The sequence below is a fragment of the Pseudomonas sp. LF-5 genome (assembly GCF_037626295.1).
Classification (GTDB): domain Bacteria; phylum Pseudomonadota; class Gammaproteobacteria; order Pseudomonadales; family Pseudomonadaceae; genus Aquipseudomonas; species Aquipseudomonas monsensis.
This window is the reverse complement of sequence record NZ_JARKMT010000007.1, coordinates 209970-227627: the sequence shown is the minus strand read 5'-3', so window position 1 is coordinate 227627 and position 17658 is coordinate 209970. Positions and strand designations below refer to the sequence as shown.

The 17658-nt window shown below is 62.3% G+C and carries 14 protein-coding genes; 8 read left to right on the top strand and 6 right to left on the bottom strand.

The window, feature by feature from the left end; translation table 11 throughout:
* Window positions 1-8: 8 nt before the first annotated feature.
* The 6 genes from PseuLF5_RS20475 (at window position 9) to PseuLF5_RS20450 (ending at window position 7613) form a co-directional block, all read left to right on the top strand.
* A complete protein-coding gene (locus PseuLF5_RS20475; protein ID WP_222833937.1) occupies window positions 9-1079 on the top strand; it encodes an HlyD family secretion protein in 1071 nt (356 codons plus the stop codon).
* Window positions 1076-2638: an efflux transporter outer membrane subunit gene (locus PseuLF5_RS20470; protein WP_340134591.1), complete on the top strand. Its 1563-nt coding sequence runs from the start codon at window positions 1076-1078 to the stop codon at window positions 2636-2638. Before PseuLF5_RS20475 ends, PseuLF5_RS20470 begins: the two co-directional genes overlap by 4 nt.
* 276 nt (window positions 2639-2914) lie before the next feature.
* Window positions 2915-3691 carry an efflux RND transporter periplasmic adaptor subunit gene (locus tag PseuLF5_RS20465; RefSeq protein ID WP_123470355.1) on the top strand — a complete coding sequence of 259 codons (777 nt, stop codon included), beginning with the start codon at window positions 2915-2917 and terminating at the stop codon, window positions 3689-3691.
* Window positions 3688-5007, top strand: coding sequence for an efflux RND transporter periplasmic adaptor subunit (locus tag PseuLF5_RS20460; RefSeq protein ID WP_340134589.1), 1320 nt, complete (start codon window positions 3688-3690; stop codon window positions 5005-5007). The genes PseuLF5_RS20465 and PseuLF5_RS20460 overlap by 4 nt, the downstream gene beginning before the upstream one ends.
* Window positions 5008-7104: an efflux RND transporter periplasmic adaptor subunit gene (locus PseuLF5_RS20455; RefSeq protein ID WP_186748083.1), complete on the top strand. Its 2097-nt coding sequence runs from the start codon at window positions 5008-5010 to the stop codon at window positions 7102-7104. It begins immediately after the preceding gene.
* Window positions 7105-7115: 11 nt separating this feature from the next.
* Window positions 7116-7613, top strand: coding sequence for a GNAT family N-acetyltransferase (locus tag PseuLF5_RS20450; RefSeq protein ID WP_123470361.1), 498 nt, complete (start codon window positions 7116-7118; stop codon window positions 7611-7613).
* Between the two features lie 138 nt (window positions 7614-7751).
* On the opposite strand, the gene PseuLF5_RS20445 is transcribed toward PseuLF5_RS20450, so the two are convergent.
* The 6 genes from PseuLF5_RS20445 to PseuLF5_RS20420 all read right to left on the bottom strand — a co-directional run bounded on the left by PseuLF5_RS20445 (window position 7752) and on the right by PseuLF5_RS20420 (window position 14792).
* Window positions 7752-9935 carry a lipase family protein gene (locus PseuLF5_RS20445; protein WP_340134586.1) on the bottom strand — a complete coding sequence of 728 codons (2184 nt, stop codon included), beginning with the start codon at window positions 9933-9935 and terminating at the stop codon, window positions 7752-7754.
* A 12-nt stretch (window positions 9936-9947) separates the two neighbouring features.
* Complete coding sequence (locus PseuLF5_RS20440; RefSeq protein WP_340134584.1) at window positions 9948-10682, bottom strand: hypothetical protein; 735 nt, start codon at window positions 10680-10682, stop codon at window positions 9948-9950.
* A 35-nt stretch (window positions 10683-10717) separates the two neighbouring features.
* Complete coding sequence (locus PseuLF5_RS20435) at window positions 10718-11575, bottom strand: DUF4123 domain-containing protein (RefSeq protein ID WP_340134582.1); 858 nt, start codon at window positions 11573-11575, stop codon at window positions 10718-10720.
* Window positions 11572-13638 carry a type VI secretion system Vgr family protein gene (locus PseuLF5_RS20430; protein ID WP_340134580.1) on the bottom strand — a complete coding sequence of 689 codons (2067 nt, stop codon included), beginning with the start codon at window positions 13636-13638 and terminating at the stop codon, window positions 11572-11574. The genes PseuLF5_RS20435 and PseuLF5_RS20430 overlap by 4 nt, the downstream gene beginning before the upstream one ends.
* 201 nt (window positions 13639-13839) lie before the next feature.
* Window positions 13840-14151 carry a DUF6916 family protein gene (locus tag PseuLF5_RS20425; protein WP_340134578.1) on the bottom strand — a complete coding sequence of 104 codons (312 nt, stop codon included), beginning with the start codon at window positions 14149-14151 and terminating at the stop codon, window positions 13840-13842.
* Between the two features lie 53 nt (window positions 14152-14204).
* A complete protein-coding gene (locus PseuLF5_RS20420) occupies window positions 14205-14792 on the bottom strand; it encodes a phage tail protein (RefSeq protein ID WP_186748088.1) in 588 nt (195 codons plus the stop codon).
* Window positions 14793-15030: 238 nt separating this feature from the next.
* Between PseuLF5_RS20420 and PseuLF5_RS20415 the strand changes: the two genes are divergently transcribed.
* Complete coding sequence (locus PseuLF5_RS20415; RefSeq protein WP_340134575.1) at window positions 15031-16611, top strand: glycosyltransferase family 39 protein; 1581 nt, start codon at window positions 15031-15033, stop codon at window positions 16609-16611.
* A gap of 150 nt (window positions 16612-16761) precedes the next feature.
* On the top strand, window positions 16762-17607 hold the full coding sequence (locus PseuLF5_RS20410; protein ID WP_123470381.1) for a sulfotransferase family protein: 846 nt from the start codon (window positions 16762-16764) through the stop codon (window positions 17605-17607).
* The last annotated feature ends 51 nt before the right edge of the window (window positions 17608-17658 follow it).

Here is a 17658-nt window from a genome sequence, read left to right as displayed (position 1 = left end):
AGGTTTTTATGACGACTCAAGCAAAACAGAAACTCGCGGTGGCCGTGGCTGCCGCACTGGCGGTCGGCGTGCTGATGTATCTGGCGATGCCAGGCCTGTTCGGCAAACGTACTCAGCAGAACACCAATGATGCGTTCGTCTCTGCCGACTACACCCTGGTGGTGCCGCGCGTGGCCGGGTTCATCAAGGACGTGCTGGTGGAAGACAACCAGCAGGTCAAGGCCGGGCAGTTGCTGGCGTTGATCGATGACCGTGATTTGCGCGCCGCCGCCGAGGCCGCCGACGCGCAGACCCTGGTCGCCCGCGCCCAATTGCAAAACGCCAGGGCGACGCTGGAACGGCAGACCTCGGTGATCGCCCAGGCCCAGGCCTCGGTGGTCTCGGCCAAGGCGCAAATGGCTTTCGCGCAGCAGGAACTCAATCGCTACAACCACCTGGCCGGTGTCGGCGCCGGCACGGTGCAGAACGCGCAACAGGCGCGTACGCGTATTGATCAGGCGAGCGCACGGCTCGATACCGCCAGCGCGAAACTGGCCGCCGAGCGCAAGCAGGTGGAGATTCTGACGGCGCAGCGCGATGCCGCCGAAGGCAGTTTGAAACATGCGCAGGCAGCGCTGGAAATTGCCAGTTTCGAACTCTCCTACACGCGCATCACCGCCCCGCAGGACGGCATGGTCGGGGAGCGCGCGGTGCGCGTTGGCGCCTATGTGACGCCGGGCAGCAAGTTGCTGGCAGTGGTGCCGTTGAAGCAGGCGTATGTGGTCGCCAACTTTCAGGAAACCCAACTGACCGACGTGCAGCCCGGGCAGGACGTGCAGGTGCGCGTCGACAGTCTTGGCGGCGAAGCGCTGAATGGACGCGTCGAGAGCATCGCGCCGGCCACCGGCGTGACCTTTGCGGCGGTTAAACCGGACAACGCCACGGGTAACTTCACCAAGGTCGTGCAGCGGATTCCAGTGAAAATCCTGCTGGAACCGGGCCAGCCATTGGCCGAGCGCTTGCGGGTGGGGATGTCGGTGGAGGCGAGCATTGATACACGCAGTTCGGCGCCGGCGGAGCGCGAGGTGACTCAGCGATGAATTTTGTTGAATCGGCTGGCGCCATCGCTGGCAAGCCAGCTCCCACAGGGATTGTGCAGGCTGTCCAGGATCCTCGCTTCAAACAGAGATCTCCGTGGGAGCAGGCTTGCCAGCAGCTCGGCTTGAGTGTCTTGCTCACAGTAAGCCTCAGCGCGTGCACCGTCGGCCCGGACTTCCACAAGCCCGAAGCCACACAAATCGCCGACTGGGCCAAACCCGCCAGATCCGCCCCCAGCCAGGCAGTCAGTGAAGCGCTGACCGAACGCTGGTGGGACGTTTTCCATGATGCGCAGCTCTCGGCCCTCACGCAGCGGGCGATGAAGAGCAACCTCGACCTGCAACTGGCCAGCAGTCGCTTGCAACAAAGCCGCGCTGCCCGCCAGGTGATCACTGCGGATCGCTATCCGAACTCCGCCGCCACCGGCAGTTACGCACGCAAACGCAACAGCGGCGCAGGCTTGAGTGATCCGTCCGGGCACAACGGCGATTCCGCTTTCAACCTGTGGGACGCCGGTTTCTCCGCCGCCTGGGAACTGGATGTCTGGGGCCGCGTGCGCCGCGAAACCGAAGCCGCCGACGCCAGTCTCGAAGTCGCCGAAAACGACCGTCGCGGTGTGTTGCTGGCGGTCCTTGCCGACACCGCGCAGAACTACATCCAGCTGCGCGGCGTGCAGAACACTCGCGCGGTCACCGAGCAGAACCTCGATGTCGCCCGGCACAGCCTGAAACTCTCGCAACTGCGCCTGAACGATGGTGTGGCGACCGATCTGGACGTCGCCGAAGCCGCCGCGCAAGTCGCGGCCATCGAGTCGCGTCTGCCCGCGCTTGAACAGCGCCAGTCGCAACTGATCAATGCGATCAGCCTGTTGATCGGCGAACCGCCACAAGCCTTGGCCAAGGCGTTATCCACAGACGCCGCCGTGCCGCAGTCGCCGCAGCAAGTCGCCATCGGCCTGCCTTCACAGCTTGCCGAGCGTCGCCCGGACATCCGCCAGGCCGAAGCGCGCCTGCACGCGGCCACCGCCAACATCGGCGTGGCCAAGGGCGATTTCTATCCGCGTATCACCCTGTCCGGCAACGTCGGCTCGCAAGCCATGCAGCTGAGTGATTTCGGCTCCTGGGGCTCACGCGCGTTCGGCATCGGCCCGCAGTTCAGCCTGCCGCTGTTCGACGGCGGGCGCCTGCGCGGCATGCTGCAACTGCGCGAAGCCCAACAACAGGAAGCGGCCATCGCCTACCAGCAAACCGTGCTGCGTGCCTGGCATGAAATCGACGATCAACTCACGGCTTACAACGCCAGCCAACGCCGCCGCGACAGCCTCGCCGAAGCCGTACGCCAGAACCAGATCGCCCTGCGCACCGCGCAACAGCAATACGTCGAAGGCGTGGTCGATTTCGTCAATGTCCTCACCGTCCAGAGCGCGTTGCTGGCGACGCAGGAGCAGTGGGTCGAGAGTTCGACCGGCGTTTCGCTGGCCATGGTCGGGTTGTACAAGGCGCTGGGTGGGGGATGGGAGTCGGTGTATCCGGCAGCAGTCGCTACCAATAATCCGGCTTGATCGCAGGTTTTTCAGGGGTGGGGACGCGAAGCGGGAACTGATGGAGAATACGCCGCACCTTATTCTTGGAGAGCTTTTGTCTACCGTCCCTTTCTTTTCTGCGCGAGCGAAAGCGTCTGTACGTTTCGCAGGACAATAGCGCGAGCCTGCGGCGTTTAAACAAATTCGAACCGGTCTGCTCTTTTGCAGCATCACATTTCAGAGCAATGCTGGCCTTTTGCTTGACGCTAACCTCTGCTGTCGTAGACTCCGCACATCCGACAGGGAGTAGCGGTTATGCGGCGTTTTCGTGGTTGGGTTGTGGGATTGACCTTGGTGGCGTGTGCAGTTCAGGCGCAAACGCCCGGTGCAGACGATCCGCTGCTGGATAACGGAGCGCCTGCGCAGGCTTCCGGCAGTGAGGCGCGCGGTGTGTTGCGCGCACGGGATCAGGCCGTGCTGGCCAGCGAATTGTCCGGGCGGATTGTCGAGTTGCCGTTCAGCGAGGGTGAGTCGTTCAAAAAGGGCGACACGCTGGCACGTTTCGATTGCTCGGCCTATCAGGCGCAACTCAATGCGGCGCAGGCGGCCAGCCGTGGTGCCGGTGAAGAACTGGCGCATAACAGGCAACTGGCCGCACTCAATTCCGTCGGGCGTTTCGAAGTGGCGCGGGCCGAGGCCAAGGTCAGCGAGACCCAGGCGCAATCCCAGGTGTATCAGGTGCAGGTCAAACGCTGCAGCGTGATCGCGCCGTTCGACGGGCAGGTGGTCGAGCGCAAGGTGCAGCGCTTTGAGAGCGTGTCGGCCGGCGCGCCGCTGCTCGATGTGGTGGATAACCGCACCCTCGAAATTCATTTGCTGGTGCCGTCGCGCTGGATGGCGAAGCTCAAGCCCGGCCAGACCTTCAGTTTCGTGCCCGATGAAACCGGGCAGCCGATCGCTGCCACGGTCAAACGCCTTGGCGCGCGTATCGACGAAGGCAGTCAAACACTGTTGCTGGTAGCAACACTGCCGGAAGCGAAAGGCTTGTTGGCCGGCATGAGCGGCACCGCACGTTTCCCGGAGCTGAAGTGAACGCCCCGGTGAGCGGCGGCGCCGAACAGGTGTTCGCCCGCTTTCTCGACCTCGAACGCCAGACCCGCGCCGCTCACGATACCTCGCAACTGGCCTACAGCCTGGTCAATGACGGTCAGTTGCTGTTCGGCTTCCGTCATGCGGCACTGTTGATCGCCGGCAAAGTGCAGGCCGTGACCGGCGTCAGCGCCGTCGAGCCGAATGCGCCGTTCGTGGCATTTGTCGAGCAGGCCGTGGCGCAGTTGTTCAAACAGGATGTTCTGAAGCAGGCGCGGGTGATTGCTCCTGAACTGCTCAACGACAGCATTCAGGCTGACTGGCGCAGCCTGTCCGCCGCGCAAGTGTTCTGGTTGCCGCTGATTGATCGCGACGGACAAGTGTTCGGCGGGTTGTGGCTGGCCCGCGATGTGCCGTGGAATCCTTCCGAACAAGTCCTGCTGTCGCAACTCGGCGACACCTACAGTCATGCCTGGCTGGCGTTGCAACCGCGCAAGCCGTGGCGCCTGCGCTGGACGCGCAAGCGTCAGGTGGCGCTGCTCGCGGTGCTGCTGCTCGGTTTGCTGATCCCGGTGCGTCAATCGGTGCTGGCCCCGGCCGAAGTGGTGCCGCTGGGCGGCCGTGTGGTGGCGGCGCCGCTGGATGGGGTGATTGCCGAGTTTCTGGTCAAACCCAATCAGGCGGTGAAAACCGGCGACGTGCTGCTGCGTTTTGAAAGCACCACGCTCAAGGCCCAGGCCGATGTCGCCGAGCGCGCCTTGGGCGTGGCCGAAGCGGAGTTGAAATCCAATTCACAACGTTCGTTTGCCGATGCCGAGTCCAGCGCCAAGGTCGATTTGCTCGCCGCCCGTGCCGAGCAAAAACGTGCCGAGCGCGATTACGCCCGCGAGTTACTGGCGCGCAGCGAAGTGCGTGCCGAACGCGACGGGATTGCGGTGTTCGCCGATGCCGAGCGCCTGACCGGCAAGCCGGTGCAGACCGGTGAACGGCTGATGGAAATCGCCGACCCGAATCAGGCTGAACTGCGTATCGAACTGGCAGTGGGTGATGCGATTGCGCTGGCGCCGGGTGCTGAAGTCTCACTGTTTCTCGACAGCGATCCGCTCAAGCGCCATCTCGCCACGCTGGAGCGCTCGGCCTACGAGGCGCAGCCGACAGCGGGCGGGCAACTGGCGTATCGGCTCGACGCCAGTTTCGCTGACGCGCCACCGCGCATCGGCCTGCGCGGCACGGCAAAAATCTTTGGCGATCGTGCGCCGCTGGCCCTGTATCTGTTGCGCCGACCCCTGGCCGGATTGCGCCAGAGCGTGGGCCTGTAAATGAACCTGCCGAGCCTGCGTGCCGATCTGCAACTGTCGCCCGCGGCGCCGGCCCTGGACGGTTCACCGCGCTGGACCCTCGCCGATCCGGTGCGCGGTCGCTATTTCAAGCTCGGTACGGCGGCGATGCGTCTGTTGCGGCACTGGTCGCTGGGCGACGCCGAGCAAGTCTTGCGCGCCGCCAATCGCGAGCCGGGCCTGCCGCTGGACGGCGATGAGCTTGAGCAGTTGCTGGGGTTTCTCCGTGGGCACGACTTGATCAGCGCCATGGATGATCAGCAGCGCGCCAGCTACCGGCTCAAGGCTCTGGCGCAGAAGCAGAGCCTGTGGCAAGTCCTGCTGCATCAATACCTGTTCTTCCGCATTCCGCTGTGGCGCCCCGATGCGTTTCTCAACCGTGCCTGGCCGTGGCTGGAGCGCTTCGGTCCGCGTTTGTTGCGCTACGGTTTGCCGGCGACCCTCGGCCTTGGGGTGTTTCTGGTGTCGCGGGACTGGCAGCGTTTTGTCGGCACCTTCCCGCACCTGTTCAGCCTCGGCGGTGCATTGGCGTTTGGCGTGGCCTTGTTCTTCGCCAAGCTGTGCCACGAATTCGGCCATGCGTTCATGGCCAAGCGCGCCGGGTGTCGGGTGCAGAGCATGGGCGTGGCGTTCATGGTGCTGCTGCCGATGTTTTACACCGATGTCAGTGATGCCTGGCGGGTCAATGACCGTCGCGCGCGCTTGCTGATCGGCGCTGGCGGGGTGCTCGCGGAACTGCTGCTGGCGTGTATCGCGCTGCTGGCCTGGTCGCTGTTGCCCGACGGCCCGGGACGCACGGCGGCGTTCATGCTCGCCAGCGCCACGTGGATCACCACGCTGGTGGTCAATCTCAATCCGTTCATGCGCTTTGATGGCTATTTTCTGCTCAGTGACCTGTGGGAAGTCGACAACCTTCAGGGCCGGGCCTTTGCCTTATGTCGCTGGCGTTTGCGCGAATTTTTGTTCGGTTATGGCGCGCCGGCGCCGGAGCCATGGTCGCCGAAGATGCAACGGCGTTTGCTGATCTGGGGGTATGGCTCGTGGCTGTGGCGTGCGGCGTTGTTTTTCGGGATCGCGCTGGCGGTCTATCACCTGTTCTTCAAGGTGTTGGGGATCTTCCTGATGCTGGTGGAACTGGTGTGGTTCATCTTCTTGCCGATCATGAGTGAGTGGCGCCAGTGGTGGAGCCGCCGCGAACAGGCACACGGTCCACGGGTGCTGCTCAGCAGTCTCGCGGTGCTCGGGCTGTTGCTGGTGCTGATTGTGCCGTGGCGCAGTTCGGTGGAATTGCCGACGATGCTCGAGGCTGGGCGCGCCAGTGCCCTGCACGCACCGGCGTCGGCGCGGGTGAAATCGGTAAAGGTTGCAGATGGGCAAACGGTCGCCCAGGGCGACGTGCTGATCGAGCTCGAATCCCCGGATCTTGACTCGAAACTGGTCATCGTCCGCCGGGAAATCCAGATCCAGCAATTGCTCATGCGCCGTCAGGCCGGCCGCAGCGAAACCGCCGCCGACGCCAGTATCATCGAGCAGAAACTGGCCGAAGCGGTGGCGCAATATCGCGGTCTGAGCGCACAGCGTGAACGTCTGCTGTTGCGTGCCCCGCATGCCGGTCGTGTGCGTGATCTGCTGCCGAACCTGACGCCCGGGCGCTGGCTGTCGACCCATGATGCGCTGGCGCGAGTGGTTGAAGACGGCACACGGTTGCGCGGTTATCTGGCCGAATCCGAATTGTGGCGAGTCAAACCGGGAGCCAGCGGGCGCTTCATTGCAGACGATCCAATGCACCCGGCGCTCGCCGTGCAACTCAACGAAATCGACAGCAACGGCGTGGCCTATGTCGATCAGGAGGCGCTGACCTCCGATCACCACGGGCCGATCGCCGTGCGTCGCGATCAACAGCAACGCGCAGAACCGGTGCAGGCGCAGTACGGCGTGCGCCTGAGCGCTGTCGATGCGCCAGCGACGCCGGTGCAGCCATTGCGCGGCGTGGTGGTGGTGCAGGGCAACGGTGAGTCGTTGCTCGGTGTGGCGTGGCGCCGGATGGCGGCGCTGGGGGTCAGGGAAAGCGGTTTCTAACGGAGAGCACGATGGCGGACAACGCAGCAGTGGCGGCAGAAGGACTGGTGGTGCGACCTTCGCGACCAACCGACGGGCCGTTTCTACAAAGCCTGTATCAAACCGCGCGGCCGGATCTGCAGTGGATCGACGGCGAGCCGGAACAGGTGCAGCAAGTGGTCGCCCAGCAGTTCCAGGTGCAGGAACAGGGCATGGGCGACAACTACCCCAACGCCATGCACTACGTGGTGGAAAAACTCGGCACGGCGATCGGTGCCCTCAGCACCGATTTCGGCCCCAACGAGATTCGCGTGCTGTACCTGGCCTTCGTCCCGCAGGCCCGCGGCCAGGGTTTTGGCCGCGCTGTGCTGCAAGGCGTGCAGAAAGCTGCGCAACAGATCCGCTGCCCGGTGGCGACGGTGGTCTGGACCAGCAACCCGCATGCGCGCCGGCATTACCTGGCCCTGGGTTTCGCGGTGGAGCAAAGCAATCCTGCGGCGGAGCGGCTGGTCTGGTATCCGCAGGGCTAGGCCTGCACAAACCCTGTGGGAACGAGCCTGCTCGCGAAGACGACGATTCATCCAGCATCGTTGTTGGCTGACAGGACGCTTTCGCGAGCAGGCTCGCTCCTACAGGGGGATGTGCAGTCAGTTGAAGGTGAGGTTGCGTTAGATGATCGAGTCGATATCGAGTGTATGCGGCGCGCCAATCGTATGCCCGTAAAGTGAGGTCAGCAGCGCGTCGTTGCTGGCGTTGTCCGGTGCCTGCGCCAGTTGTTCTTCCTTGAGGTTTTCCGGGTGCGCGCGCCAGCGTTGCACGCTTTCGGCGAGCAGCTCCGGCTGTGCGGCGAACAGGCCATAGACGTCCGTGGCCCTGACCCGTTTATACCGCAGAGCGCTCAGGCGCGCATGGGTGGTCTCGATGCGGCTGACTTCGTGGCTGATCGCCTCGATCGTGCGCTCCTGAGTGCGCACGTAGGCCGCTGGCCGGGCCAGCAGATCCTTGCGGGCGGCGCGTAATTGCCGGGTAATGCGCAGCAGCGCCTCGTCCACCCATTCGAACTCGCGGTCGGTGACCCGCGTGCGATTCGCTTCATGGGCCTGCTGCCAGCGGCGCAAGGCTGCCCAGCACGCCGGGACATAGCCGCCGACCATCGAGTGATGCCCGGCGTTGAAGATCTGCCGCAACAAGCCCGGACGATCCGGCAGGCCGTTTTTCTGCTGCAGCGCGACGGTGCACGCGGCGTGCTGGGTGATGGTGTCGCAGCCCGGCTCCCACAGGATCGAAGACACCTGCTGACGCCCGAACTCCACCGGCATGGCGTGATGCAGGGTGCCGTGGTGGGCATAGGCTTCCCCCGTCCAGTTGGTAATGCCCGCGACGAATACCGACAGACCGACCGGCACATTGGTAAACATCAGCGCCGCGCCCGCCCCGTAGACCCCGGTCTTGGTGTTCATCCAGCTGCCCGGCACGCTGGGCACCGGGTCGTTGTGGTTGACCATGCGGTAATGCACCAGCGGGGCGGCGGCTTTGATGAAGACGGTGTCGCCGGCGCGGGGGGCGCCGTAGGTGTAGAGCTGGATGTTGTAGTCTTCCGGGTTGCGCCGAAGCATTTCTGAAAGGAGCAAAGTGATCGCTCCGCCCAAACTGTGCCCGCAGATTATTAGTTTTTGGCCTGCATAGAATTTGTCCAGATAGCTCGCTACAAAAGCTTCTGCTTTTTTTGCAGCATCATAGAACCCCCGATGAACCTGTCCGTCTCCTTCCTCAAATGGCACTTGCAGAGCGTCAGCATCCCGTAATCCGTCAGGAATAATTTCAAGGGTGCCACGCACGGCGATCAGGATCAGTTCGTCATTGTGAGTAATGAACGCCTGGGTGTCGGTCGCTTCTTTCCCGAGCAGCCTGTCGTCCAGGAAGTGGACTTTCTCGGGGTGCTCCTGTTCCGTACCCAGAGCCGGATCATTGACCTCATACAGCGTCGGATCGAACGGCACGATTTCCAGCCTTTTGGAGTACGCCACGTCTTCATACAGGGGGTAATAGGCTGTGCTTTGCGCGGCGTCGACGCGCCACAACTCGTCGGACTTGGCCAGGGCATCGGCGAACCAGTTGCCCACGCTGGGTTGTGTGGGGAAGGTCACCCAGGGTCCCTTGATCGGCGCGGTGGCGGGTTTCTGGCCAAAAGGGCAGTAACTCAGGGTGGCCATCAATGCTAGTTGGTAAAGGTTGAGTGCGCAGAACTCCGGCGCCGTCGACAGCATCGGGCGCAAGGCCCGCAATGCACGCACTTCCAGCACCGAGTGTTTGCGCGAGGCCAGGGCGACGCCGACCTGTGCATGCTTGCCCATGATCGCTGACAGGCCGCTGTTGGCGGGGTAGTGGCGATAGACCTCGGGCGGCAGATGAGCGACATGCCGGACCAGATGGCGCACCTCTACCTGGATGTATTCGTCGCTGTCCGGAACGGGTTGTTCGCGGTTACGGGTGGCGTCCGGATTGCGGTAACGGGTTTGTTCGGCGCGAACCTGGAGTTCGGTGATTTTCAGGGGGTAGTGGGGTCTGGTGATCAAACTTTTATAGGGTTCATCAGATCCTTCGTAAGTGCGATCGAATGAAAGTGCGATGGGGCCGGCACAATAATTGGTCACCCGGCCAAAACCCTCGGCGTCCAGGTATCCGCTGTAAGTCTGCCCCTCGGAATCGACTGCATCGTAGGCCAGCCCTGCATAGGCTTCTGCCATTCCGAATTCATCAATCAACTGAAAACTGCTCCAGTTCCCTTGAGTGGGGCAATTCAGCATCCGGTCGTTCAATGGTGATTGCAGTTCGTTTTCCAGTGACGTCATGTGGAACACTCCTTATTCCGTGCAGCCGGGATAGATGGTGCAGATACGGCCATCAACCATTTGGAAGGTGCTGAAATCGGTGTAATTACCGTTGCAGTAAGCATGTTGGTCTTCAAAGTTTTCGCCCATGCAGCGCTTCCAGCCGTTGGGTAACTTGACCCAGGTGTCTCCCCAACCAGGCCTCTCTTCCGCCGCCAAATCGATCTTCATCCGCACGGTTTTGCCCGGCAGTTGGTCGAGGGTGTAGGCGGCAAACGGGCGACCTCGTGCGAGCGCGCCAAGCTCATCGGTTTTTTTGCAGTCGAGGAGTTTTCGCAGGATGCGTGGCTTGCCAATGGTGCGAAACAGCCATTGGCATTGGCCAAAGAAAGTGCTTTCGCCAGATCGGTCAAAAACACCCTTGTACTTCGCCTCCAAGTTATCGCGAAGAGCAATAACGGCACTGTCACCACTGGCGTCTCTTCGGCTTTTGCCATATGCAGCCCTAATCTCAATATCAATCTTCCAGATCACCAACGGACAACCTTTGACCGTCCGGTGGAGCGCAATTTCTGAAACCGGCTCGTAGTGCTCACGCCACTTCAGGTTGTAGCCAACCGCAGTATTTCGTCCGTCCGGGACGGTGCAGGTTTCTCCTTTGGCGGGCACGTATTTGGCGATGGCTTCATAGGCGAATCCCGGCGGCAGATCTGCCGTGAAGGTGAAGCTGTCGGGCGGACTCGCCACACAACCGAACAACATCCCCATGCAGGCCACCCACCCGGCTTGTCGAAAAAATCGTTTCACTGCGCTGCGCCTCCACCCATCGTTTTCACCCAATGGCTCACCCGTTCGAAATGCTCCAGCGGTGTTTCCCCCGGACGCACTTGCCACTGCGCATCGACCCCACGAGCAGGCATTCGCACGCTGTGGATCAGCAGAAACGCCAGCTGCTGCGGTGTCTGCCAACCCCACTCATCTGCCTGCTCGAGACGTTCACGCAGCCAGATTTCCGGGGGTTGTGTTCGCGCGAGGTCGGCGTAGGCCTGTTCGTGTTCGGCCAGCAGGAAACGGTGAGCGTTGAGCTGGCGAATCTCGCGGGTTTGCTCCGCAGGTGCGGGTGCTTGCAGCCACGGCGGGGACTCCGGCACTGGGTAGCGGCCGGGCGTCGGGTTGTCGCTGCTCTCCCATTGCGTGCCCTGCCAGTAACACACGCTGAGCGTCGGGCCGAGGTAGGCCGGTATGGCTTCGGAGGGCAGATGCGCCAGTGTCCGGCTCAGCACGCGGTTGTCGTGAAAGCGGTACAGCGCCTGATGCGGGCGGGCGCCGATGATCAGTCGTTGCTGCCAGTGTTCGACCCAAGCGGACAAGCAGGCTTGAGGCAGGCTGAACAACCATCCCCAGTTGTCCTCCGGACGGGCGAGCAGCGGCGCGATGCGTTTGTCGTCATACCGTTCAAGGGCGAAAACAAACGGCCCGTTATCCGCCAGTTCGGCGACGGGCGTGTCCTTGTAGAGGATGCGGTAGTGCTCGAAGTCGCTGGTTTGCAGTAACCACTGACGGATTTCCCGTTGCTGTGGTTGTGAGTCGAGCAGCAGATACAGGCCATGCCCTGAAGCGAATTGGCGGGTCATCCACTGGCGCGCAAAGGCTTCGCTCATGCGGCGTTCTCCCGTGGCTGGCAGATGCCCTCGCGGCAGGCTTCACACAGCGGGCAGAAGGTCGCGCCCATGGCATGGCTGGCGTTCATCAGCGCGCGTTGCGTGGACGCCAGCACGGCGGGCAATGGCGCTGGCGCCGCCAGGTCGTCGACGCCATCGGGCATCGCGGCCCGCGCCGGCGCAACCGCTTTGGGGCTGCCGCCGACCTGGATGGCACTGCTGCTGAAAATGCCGCCGTGACCGATCACCAGGTGCTCGCCGCCGACGGTGATGCTGATACTTTTGCCGGCGTTGAGTACCAGATGATCGCCGGCGTTGAGGTGGATTTGCCGACCGGCCTCAATCGCCTGCAACTGATCGACCCGGCTGTGGCTGTCACCGCTGACGTGCAAGTGGTCGCTGGCGTGGAGCCGGGTTTTGCGGTCGCCGTGCACGGTGCGCTGTTCTTCGGCCTGCAACACGCTGATGCTGTTGCCCTTGATGGTCTCGTGGCGCTCGTTGCCGACGTCCAGACGGCTGTCGTTTTCCACCTTGTGCTCGAGGTCGCGCTGGGCGCGCAGGTAAATCAGTTCGCGGCCGGCACGATCTTCCACGTGCAATTCGTTGAAGCCGCCGTTGTCCGGTGAACTGCGTGAGCGAAACACACTGCGGGTCTTGTGTTCCGGCAATTCATAGGGGGCGGGGTTGGCGCTGTTGATCAGGCAGCCGCTGACGACCGGGTGGTCCGGGTCGCCCTCAAGAAAGCTGACCAACACTTCCATGCCGACCCGCGGCAGCATCACGCTGCCATGGGCGTTGCCGGCCCAGTTAGAGGCCAGCCGCAGCCAGCAACTGCTGTGGTCGTCGTGGTTGCCTTCGCGATCCCAGTAGAACTGGACCTTGACCCGACCATACGCATCGCAATGAATCTCTTCGTTGACGGGACCGCTGACCACAGCGGTCTGGCTACCGAAGATTCGTGGCTTCACGAATGATTGCGGCGGGCGGTAGATCACGTCCCATGGCGTGGCGACAAAGTCGTTGCGGTAGCCTTCAACGAAGCCGTCGGCAGCGCCGGCGCTGGCCTCGCCCAGCGTTTCTTCCAGCACCGCTGATTGTTTTCCGCGGTGGTTGACTGCGGTCAGCAGCCACAGTCCATTGTTTTCCTCGCAGGCATGCTCGGTGATCGACAGGAAATGGCCGGACACCAGGCTGGGCTGATCGCTGTGGCCACAGCCCTGTAAGTAGTCGGCGCGATGACTTTCGAGGGCGCGGTGGGTCAGTTGCTTGCCCCGTGCGCCGTCGCGGAAGCGCCCCGGATAGCGATAATCCTCAAGCGCCGGCCGCGCCGTGTTGCTGTCGGGCCGATGGGTCGCCTCCAGCAGAAAGCGCGTCTTGCGAAAATCATGATCGCGGCGCACGGTCGCCGTCGGGCGGGTTTCCACCCGTACCTGCCATTGTTGGATTGCCGGCGTTTCGGCAACCATGCCGTTGTCCTGGCGGTAGGGCGTCGGGCGGTCCAGACGGGGGAAGACCGTCTGGTCGTCGCCCAGCACCAGCAAGTGTTTCTCCCGGCTGTGCTCGAAGTGGTAGTGAATGCCTTCTTCCTGACACAGACGCTGGATGAAGTGCAGATCCGACTCCGTCTGCACGCAGTATTCGCGCGGCGGATAGTCGGCACCGAGATGAAACCGGTGCAGGTCACGTTGAATACCGTTGTCCGCGAGAATCCGGGTGATGATCTGTGGCACGGTCATCTGCTGGAATATTCGCTGATTGCAACGATGCTGCAGATACGCCAGGCGCGGAACCAGTGTCAGGCTGTAGCGCGTCAGGCGTTTGCCGCTGTCGCCACGGGCGACGCGATTGATCACGCCGTGGATGCCATGGCCTTCGAGGTCGAACGCCAGGAACGCCTGCTGGTGCATGAGGCTTTCAAGGCGCAGATTTGCTCGTTCGCTGACCAGCTCGACCTCGAAGGTGTAGGGCTGGCTGATCGATTCGTGGCCGCTGAAGGAGAGGACTTGCAGGTCGTGTTTAACGTCGTTGAGCGAGAGGCTGAAGCGGGCATGGGCGGTCGACATCCTTTATTCCTTGTCCTGTGACGGGGCACAGGCTCTCGGACGTCGATGCAACGATTGCGCGCAGACCTTCCTTGGTCTTGCGCGCAACGAACGTTCCGGAGCCAGTTTCGTGCAACGCTAACAAGGCCGCCGAAGAATTGATGTCAGACGCTTCCCAAATTGCAGTTACACATTAAACCGGCACGCGGAAATCCAGGATTTTCAGTTGAAGGTGATGTGGAAATACGCCAACTGCGGATCCCGCCCCATCGGCGGAACCCGCGAGACAAATATGCCCTGTACCCGCCCCAGTTCCGGCAGCTCCAGCGCGCACAGGCCATCGACGAATTCGGTTGGCTCCACGCTGTTCAGTTCGACGCTGAACGGCATGCGTTCGCTGTAGCGCATTTTTGCCGAGGGGTTTTCCTCAAGTTGCCCGATATGGACTTGCAGGGTGCTGCCGTCGGGCAGGTGCAGGGTGCCGATGCGCCCCTGCAAGGCCTGGAAATGTTGGCTTTGAACCGATTGCAGCATGGTTGTGCTCCGGCAAGGTAGGAAACCGGGGGAGGTGATCCCCCGGCGGTCGATCAGTTACGCGAAGGAAAGATGCCGTTCAGCGCAATGCTGAAATTGAGCACCAGATACGGGTTCATGATGGGCAGCGGCAAGCCGTTACCGGCCGGCGAGATGGTGCCAGTGATAGTGGTCGCGGCGCCTTTGAGAGGAACGGCTGAGGCGCCCTGGGCATCGGAAAAGATATTCGCCAGACCCGGCCCGGTGCCCGATGCACCGATATAGGCATTGGTCGCGCTGGGGGTGCCGAGCGGATTGCTGGCCGGGTTGGCCAGTTGCACCGTGGTGGTGGCGGTGAGGCCGGCCAGGGTGTGGGTATGAGCGGGCAGGTTGCTGAGGGTCGGGATGACTTGTTCGGTGCCGGAGGTTTCTCCCATGATCCGTGTTGTCAGCCCCCCGCCGGAACCTTGGCAGACCGGCATGCGGCTTTGCAGGTTGGGCAGGCCGAAGTTGGTGGTGCCGTTGCCTCCGTAGGTGGTGCCCAGCAATGCGAACAGTGCCTGATTCTGTTGGATTGCGATGATCTGACCGTTGCACAAGGCCCAGCCGGTGGGCGCAAAGTTGAAGGCAAACGTCATAACCGTGCCCATGTAAACGTCCATAAAGTCCTCATCCTTCTGATTGGTGGTCGGCGGGCCGCAAGTGAATTCAGGCTGCTGCAATTGCCTTGGCACTTCGTGGCCAGGTCACGCCACGCCAGAGCGTAGACCGGGATTGGCAAGGTTGCCGGATGTCGTGAAAACGCCGGCCGGCATCGACGGCTCTCCTGCGCCTGACCTAAAGTGACGGGCAGGATTTGGCACCCATATCCGTGGTGACGCAGTACAGCGAGAGGCAGCAATGGCGCTCAACAGAGTAACGCCGGTGGGTGACACGCAGGATCCACACGCAACCCCGGGCTCATGGTTTGGCCGTTTGCGCCTGCTTCGCTGGGCCAGAGAACACTGGCTGTTGCCCATCCTGCTGCTGGCGGCGGCCGTGCGTTTTTACGATCTGAGCGCTGCGGCGATCTGGGGCGATGAAGGGTCCAGCCTGTTGCTGGCGCGTTACTCGTTAGGCGAAATCTGGCACCACGCCGGGCGCGATGTGCATCCGCCGCTGTACTTCATGTTGCTGCACGGCTGGATTGAGCTGTTCGGTGACGGCATCTTCGCGATCCGCTGTCTCAGCGCACTGGCGGGCATTGCTGCAGTGGGGCTGGGCATCCGTCTGGTGGATCAACTGGCCACGCGCCGCGCCGCGATCTTCGCCGGGGTGTTGCTGGCGCTGTTGCCGACGGCAGTGCGCTACAGCCAGGAAGTGCGCATGTACTCACTGCTCGGGTTGTTGCTGATCGCGGCCATGCTGGCGCTGATCTACTGGATCAGGCGGCCGCAACGGCATCGCTATCTGGTGGTGTATGCGCTGTTGATGACGGCGGCGTTCTACACTCACTACTTCGCCGTGTTCGCGGCGCTGTGCCACTGGATTTATCTGGGGGTGATCCGCCTGCAGCGCGGCTACCGTTTTCGCCACATTCAGCGCGCCGACTGGTGGCTGGCCAATCTGGCCATCGTTGTGTTGTACCTGCCCTGGCTGCCCAACGTGTTCGACCTGCTGCAACATATGGAGCAGCTCAAGACCGGCGGCGATGTCGGCTGGGAAGACCCGGTCACCCTGGCATCGCTGCCTTCGATGATCTGGGCGTGGCTGACCCAGGATGATGGCGATGCTCGCTCGCTGTTGATCTTCAGCGCCTTGCCGCTGGCGTTGCTGCTGTTGGTTGCGGTGGCCGTGATGCGTGATCGCAGCGTGTCCCGTGGCAGTGTCCTGCTGGCGTTGTACACCGGCCTGCCCTTGCTGCTGGTGTTCGCGGTGTCGTTTATCACCCCGGTGTTCATCGAGCGCTACCTGACCGCGTACGCAATGGGTTTGCCGATGCTGGCCGGGATGGCCATCGACCGCTTGTACAGTCGCATGCGGCTGTTGGCGCTGGCAGTGCTGGTGGCACTGATCGGGGTCGAAATGGTCGGGGTGAACACAAACGCCACGGTGGACCGCAATGACCAGTTCGACCGCGTGGTGAACTACGTCAACCAGCATTTCCAGGCAGGCGACCGGATCGTCACCAGCGACATGCTCTGGTACTTGAGCTACGTCTACTGCGATCGCAGCGGCGCACGGGTTCGCCTGTACACGCCACCGGCAGCGGATGGCCGTTCGACGCGGCCCAATGACTACGGGTTCGGCACGCTGGTGGCCGCCGATGTCTATCTGGACAGCCTTGCCGAACTGCCCGTTAACGGCCGGGTATGGCTTATTGGCACGCTGGATGATCCGCAGGAATTTTTGCCGTTGCCTGCCACTTGGCGCATCGCGGGTGAGGTCCATGCCGGCGGCGCGCAAGCGCGGTTGATCACGTTCAAATCGCCAAGTGATTAAGCGCGGTCACGACTCAATCGTTTCACCTTTGAAATCGCGATAAAAAGTTAACTGGTTAGTCCTTTTTGCTCTGACCTGATATCAAAACACTACTAGTCGCAAGGTTACTGTTGGACTACGCTCTGTCGGACAAAAGGACTTCCGACTACGGTGAATGGATTGCAGCAGTTCCACTTTATTTCCGGCTTGCCGCGCTCGGGCTCGACCCTGCTTTCTGCGATCCTTTTGCAGAACCCGCGCTTTCACGCCGGAATGACCAGCCCGGTTGGCGCCCTGTTTTCCAGCGTGCTTGAGCAATGCGGCGCCGGCAGCGAGTTCGGCGCAGTGATCGACATCCCCATGCGCCGCCGTTTGCTGCGCGGTCTGTTCGACTCCTACTACGCCGACAAAGTCGATAAACCGGTGGTGTTCGACACCAATCGGCAGTGGAGCTCGCGGCTGCCGGCACTCAATGACCTGTTTCCCAAAGCCAAAGTCATCGCTTGTGTGCGCAACGTCGCGTGGGTGATGGACAGCCTTGAGCGGCTGTACCGCGCCAATCCTTATGAAAACACCAAACTGTTCGGCGACGCCGTCGAGCGCAACACGGTCTACAGCCGCTGCGAAACCCTGGCTCAGCGTAACCGGCTGGTGGGTTTTGCCTGGGCAGCGCTCAAGGAAGCCTATTACGGCGAGCACGCCGATTCGCTGCTGATCGTTGATTACGATTTGCTGACTCAGGCGCCTGAGCGGGTGCTGCGGCTGGTTTACGACTTCATCGACGAACCCTGGTTCGAGCACGATTTCGAGCACCTGGCCTACGACGCACCAGAATTCGATCAGGGCCTGGGCCTGGCCGGCCTGCACAAGGTCAAGCCGAAGGTCGCCTTGCAGTCTCGGCGCACGATCCTGCCGCCGGACCTGTTCAAGCAATACGCCGATTTGTCCTTTTGGCTCGATGGCTCAGCCAGCGCCGCCAATGTCATTCGTATGAAGTCCGACGCTGCGATCAACTGATCGCGGCGTTTTTTATTGATGCGTCACGTACATTCGTTCGAGTTCGGGTGA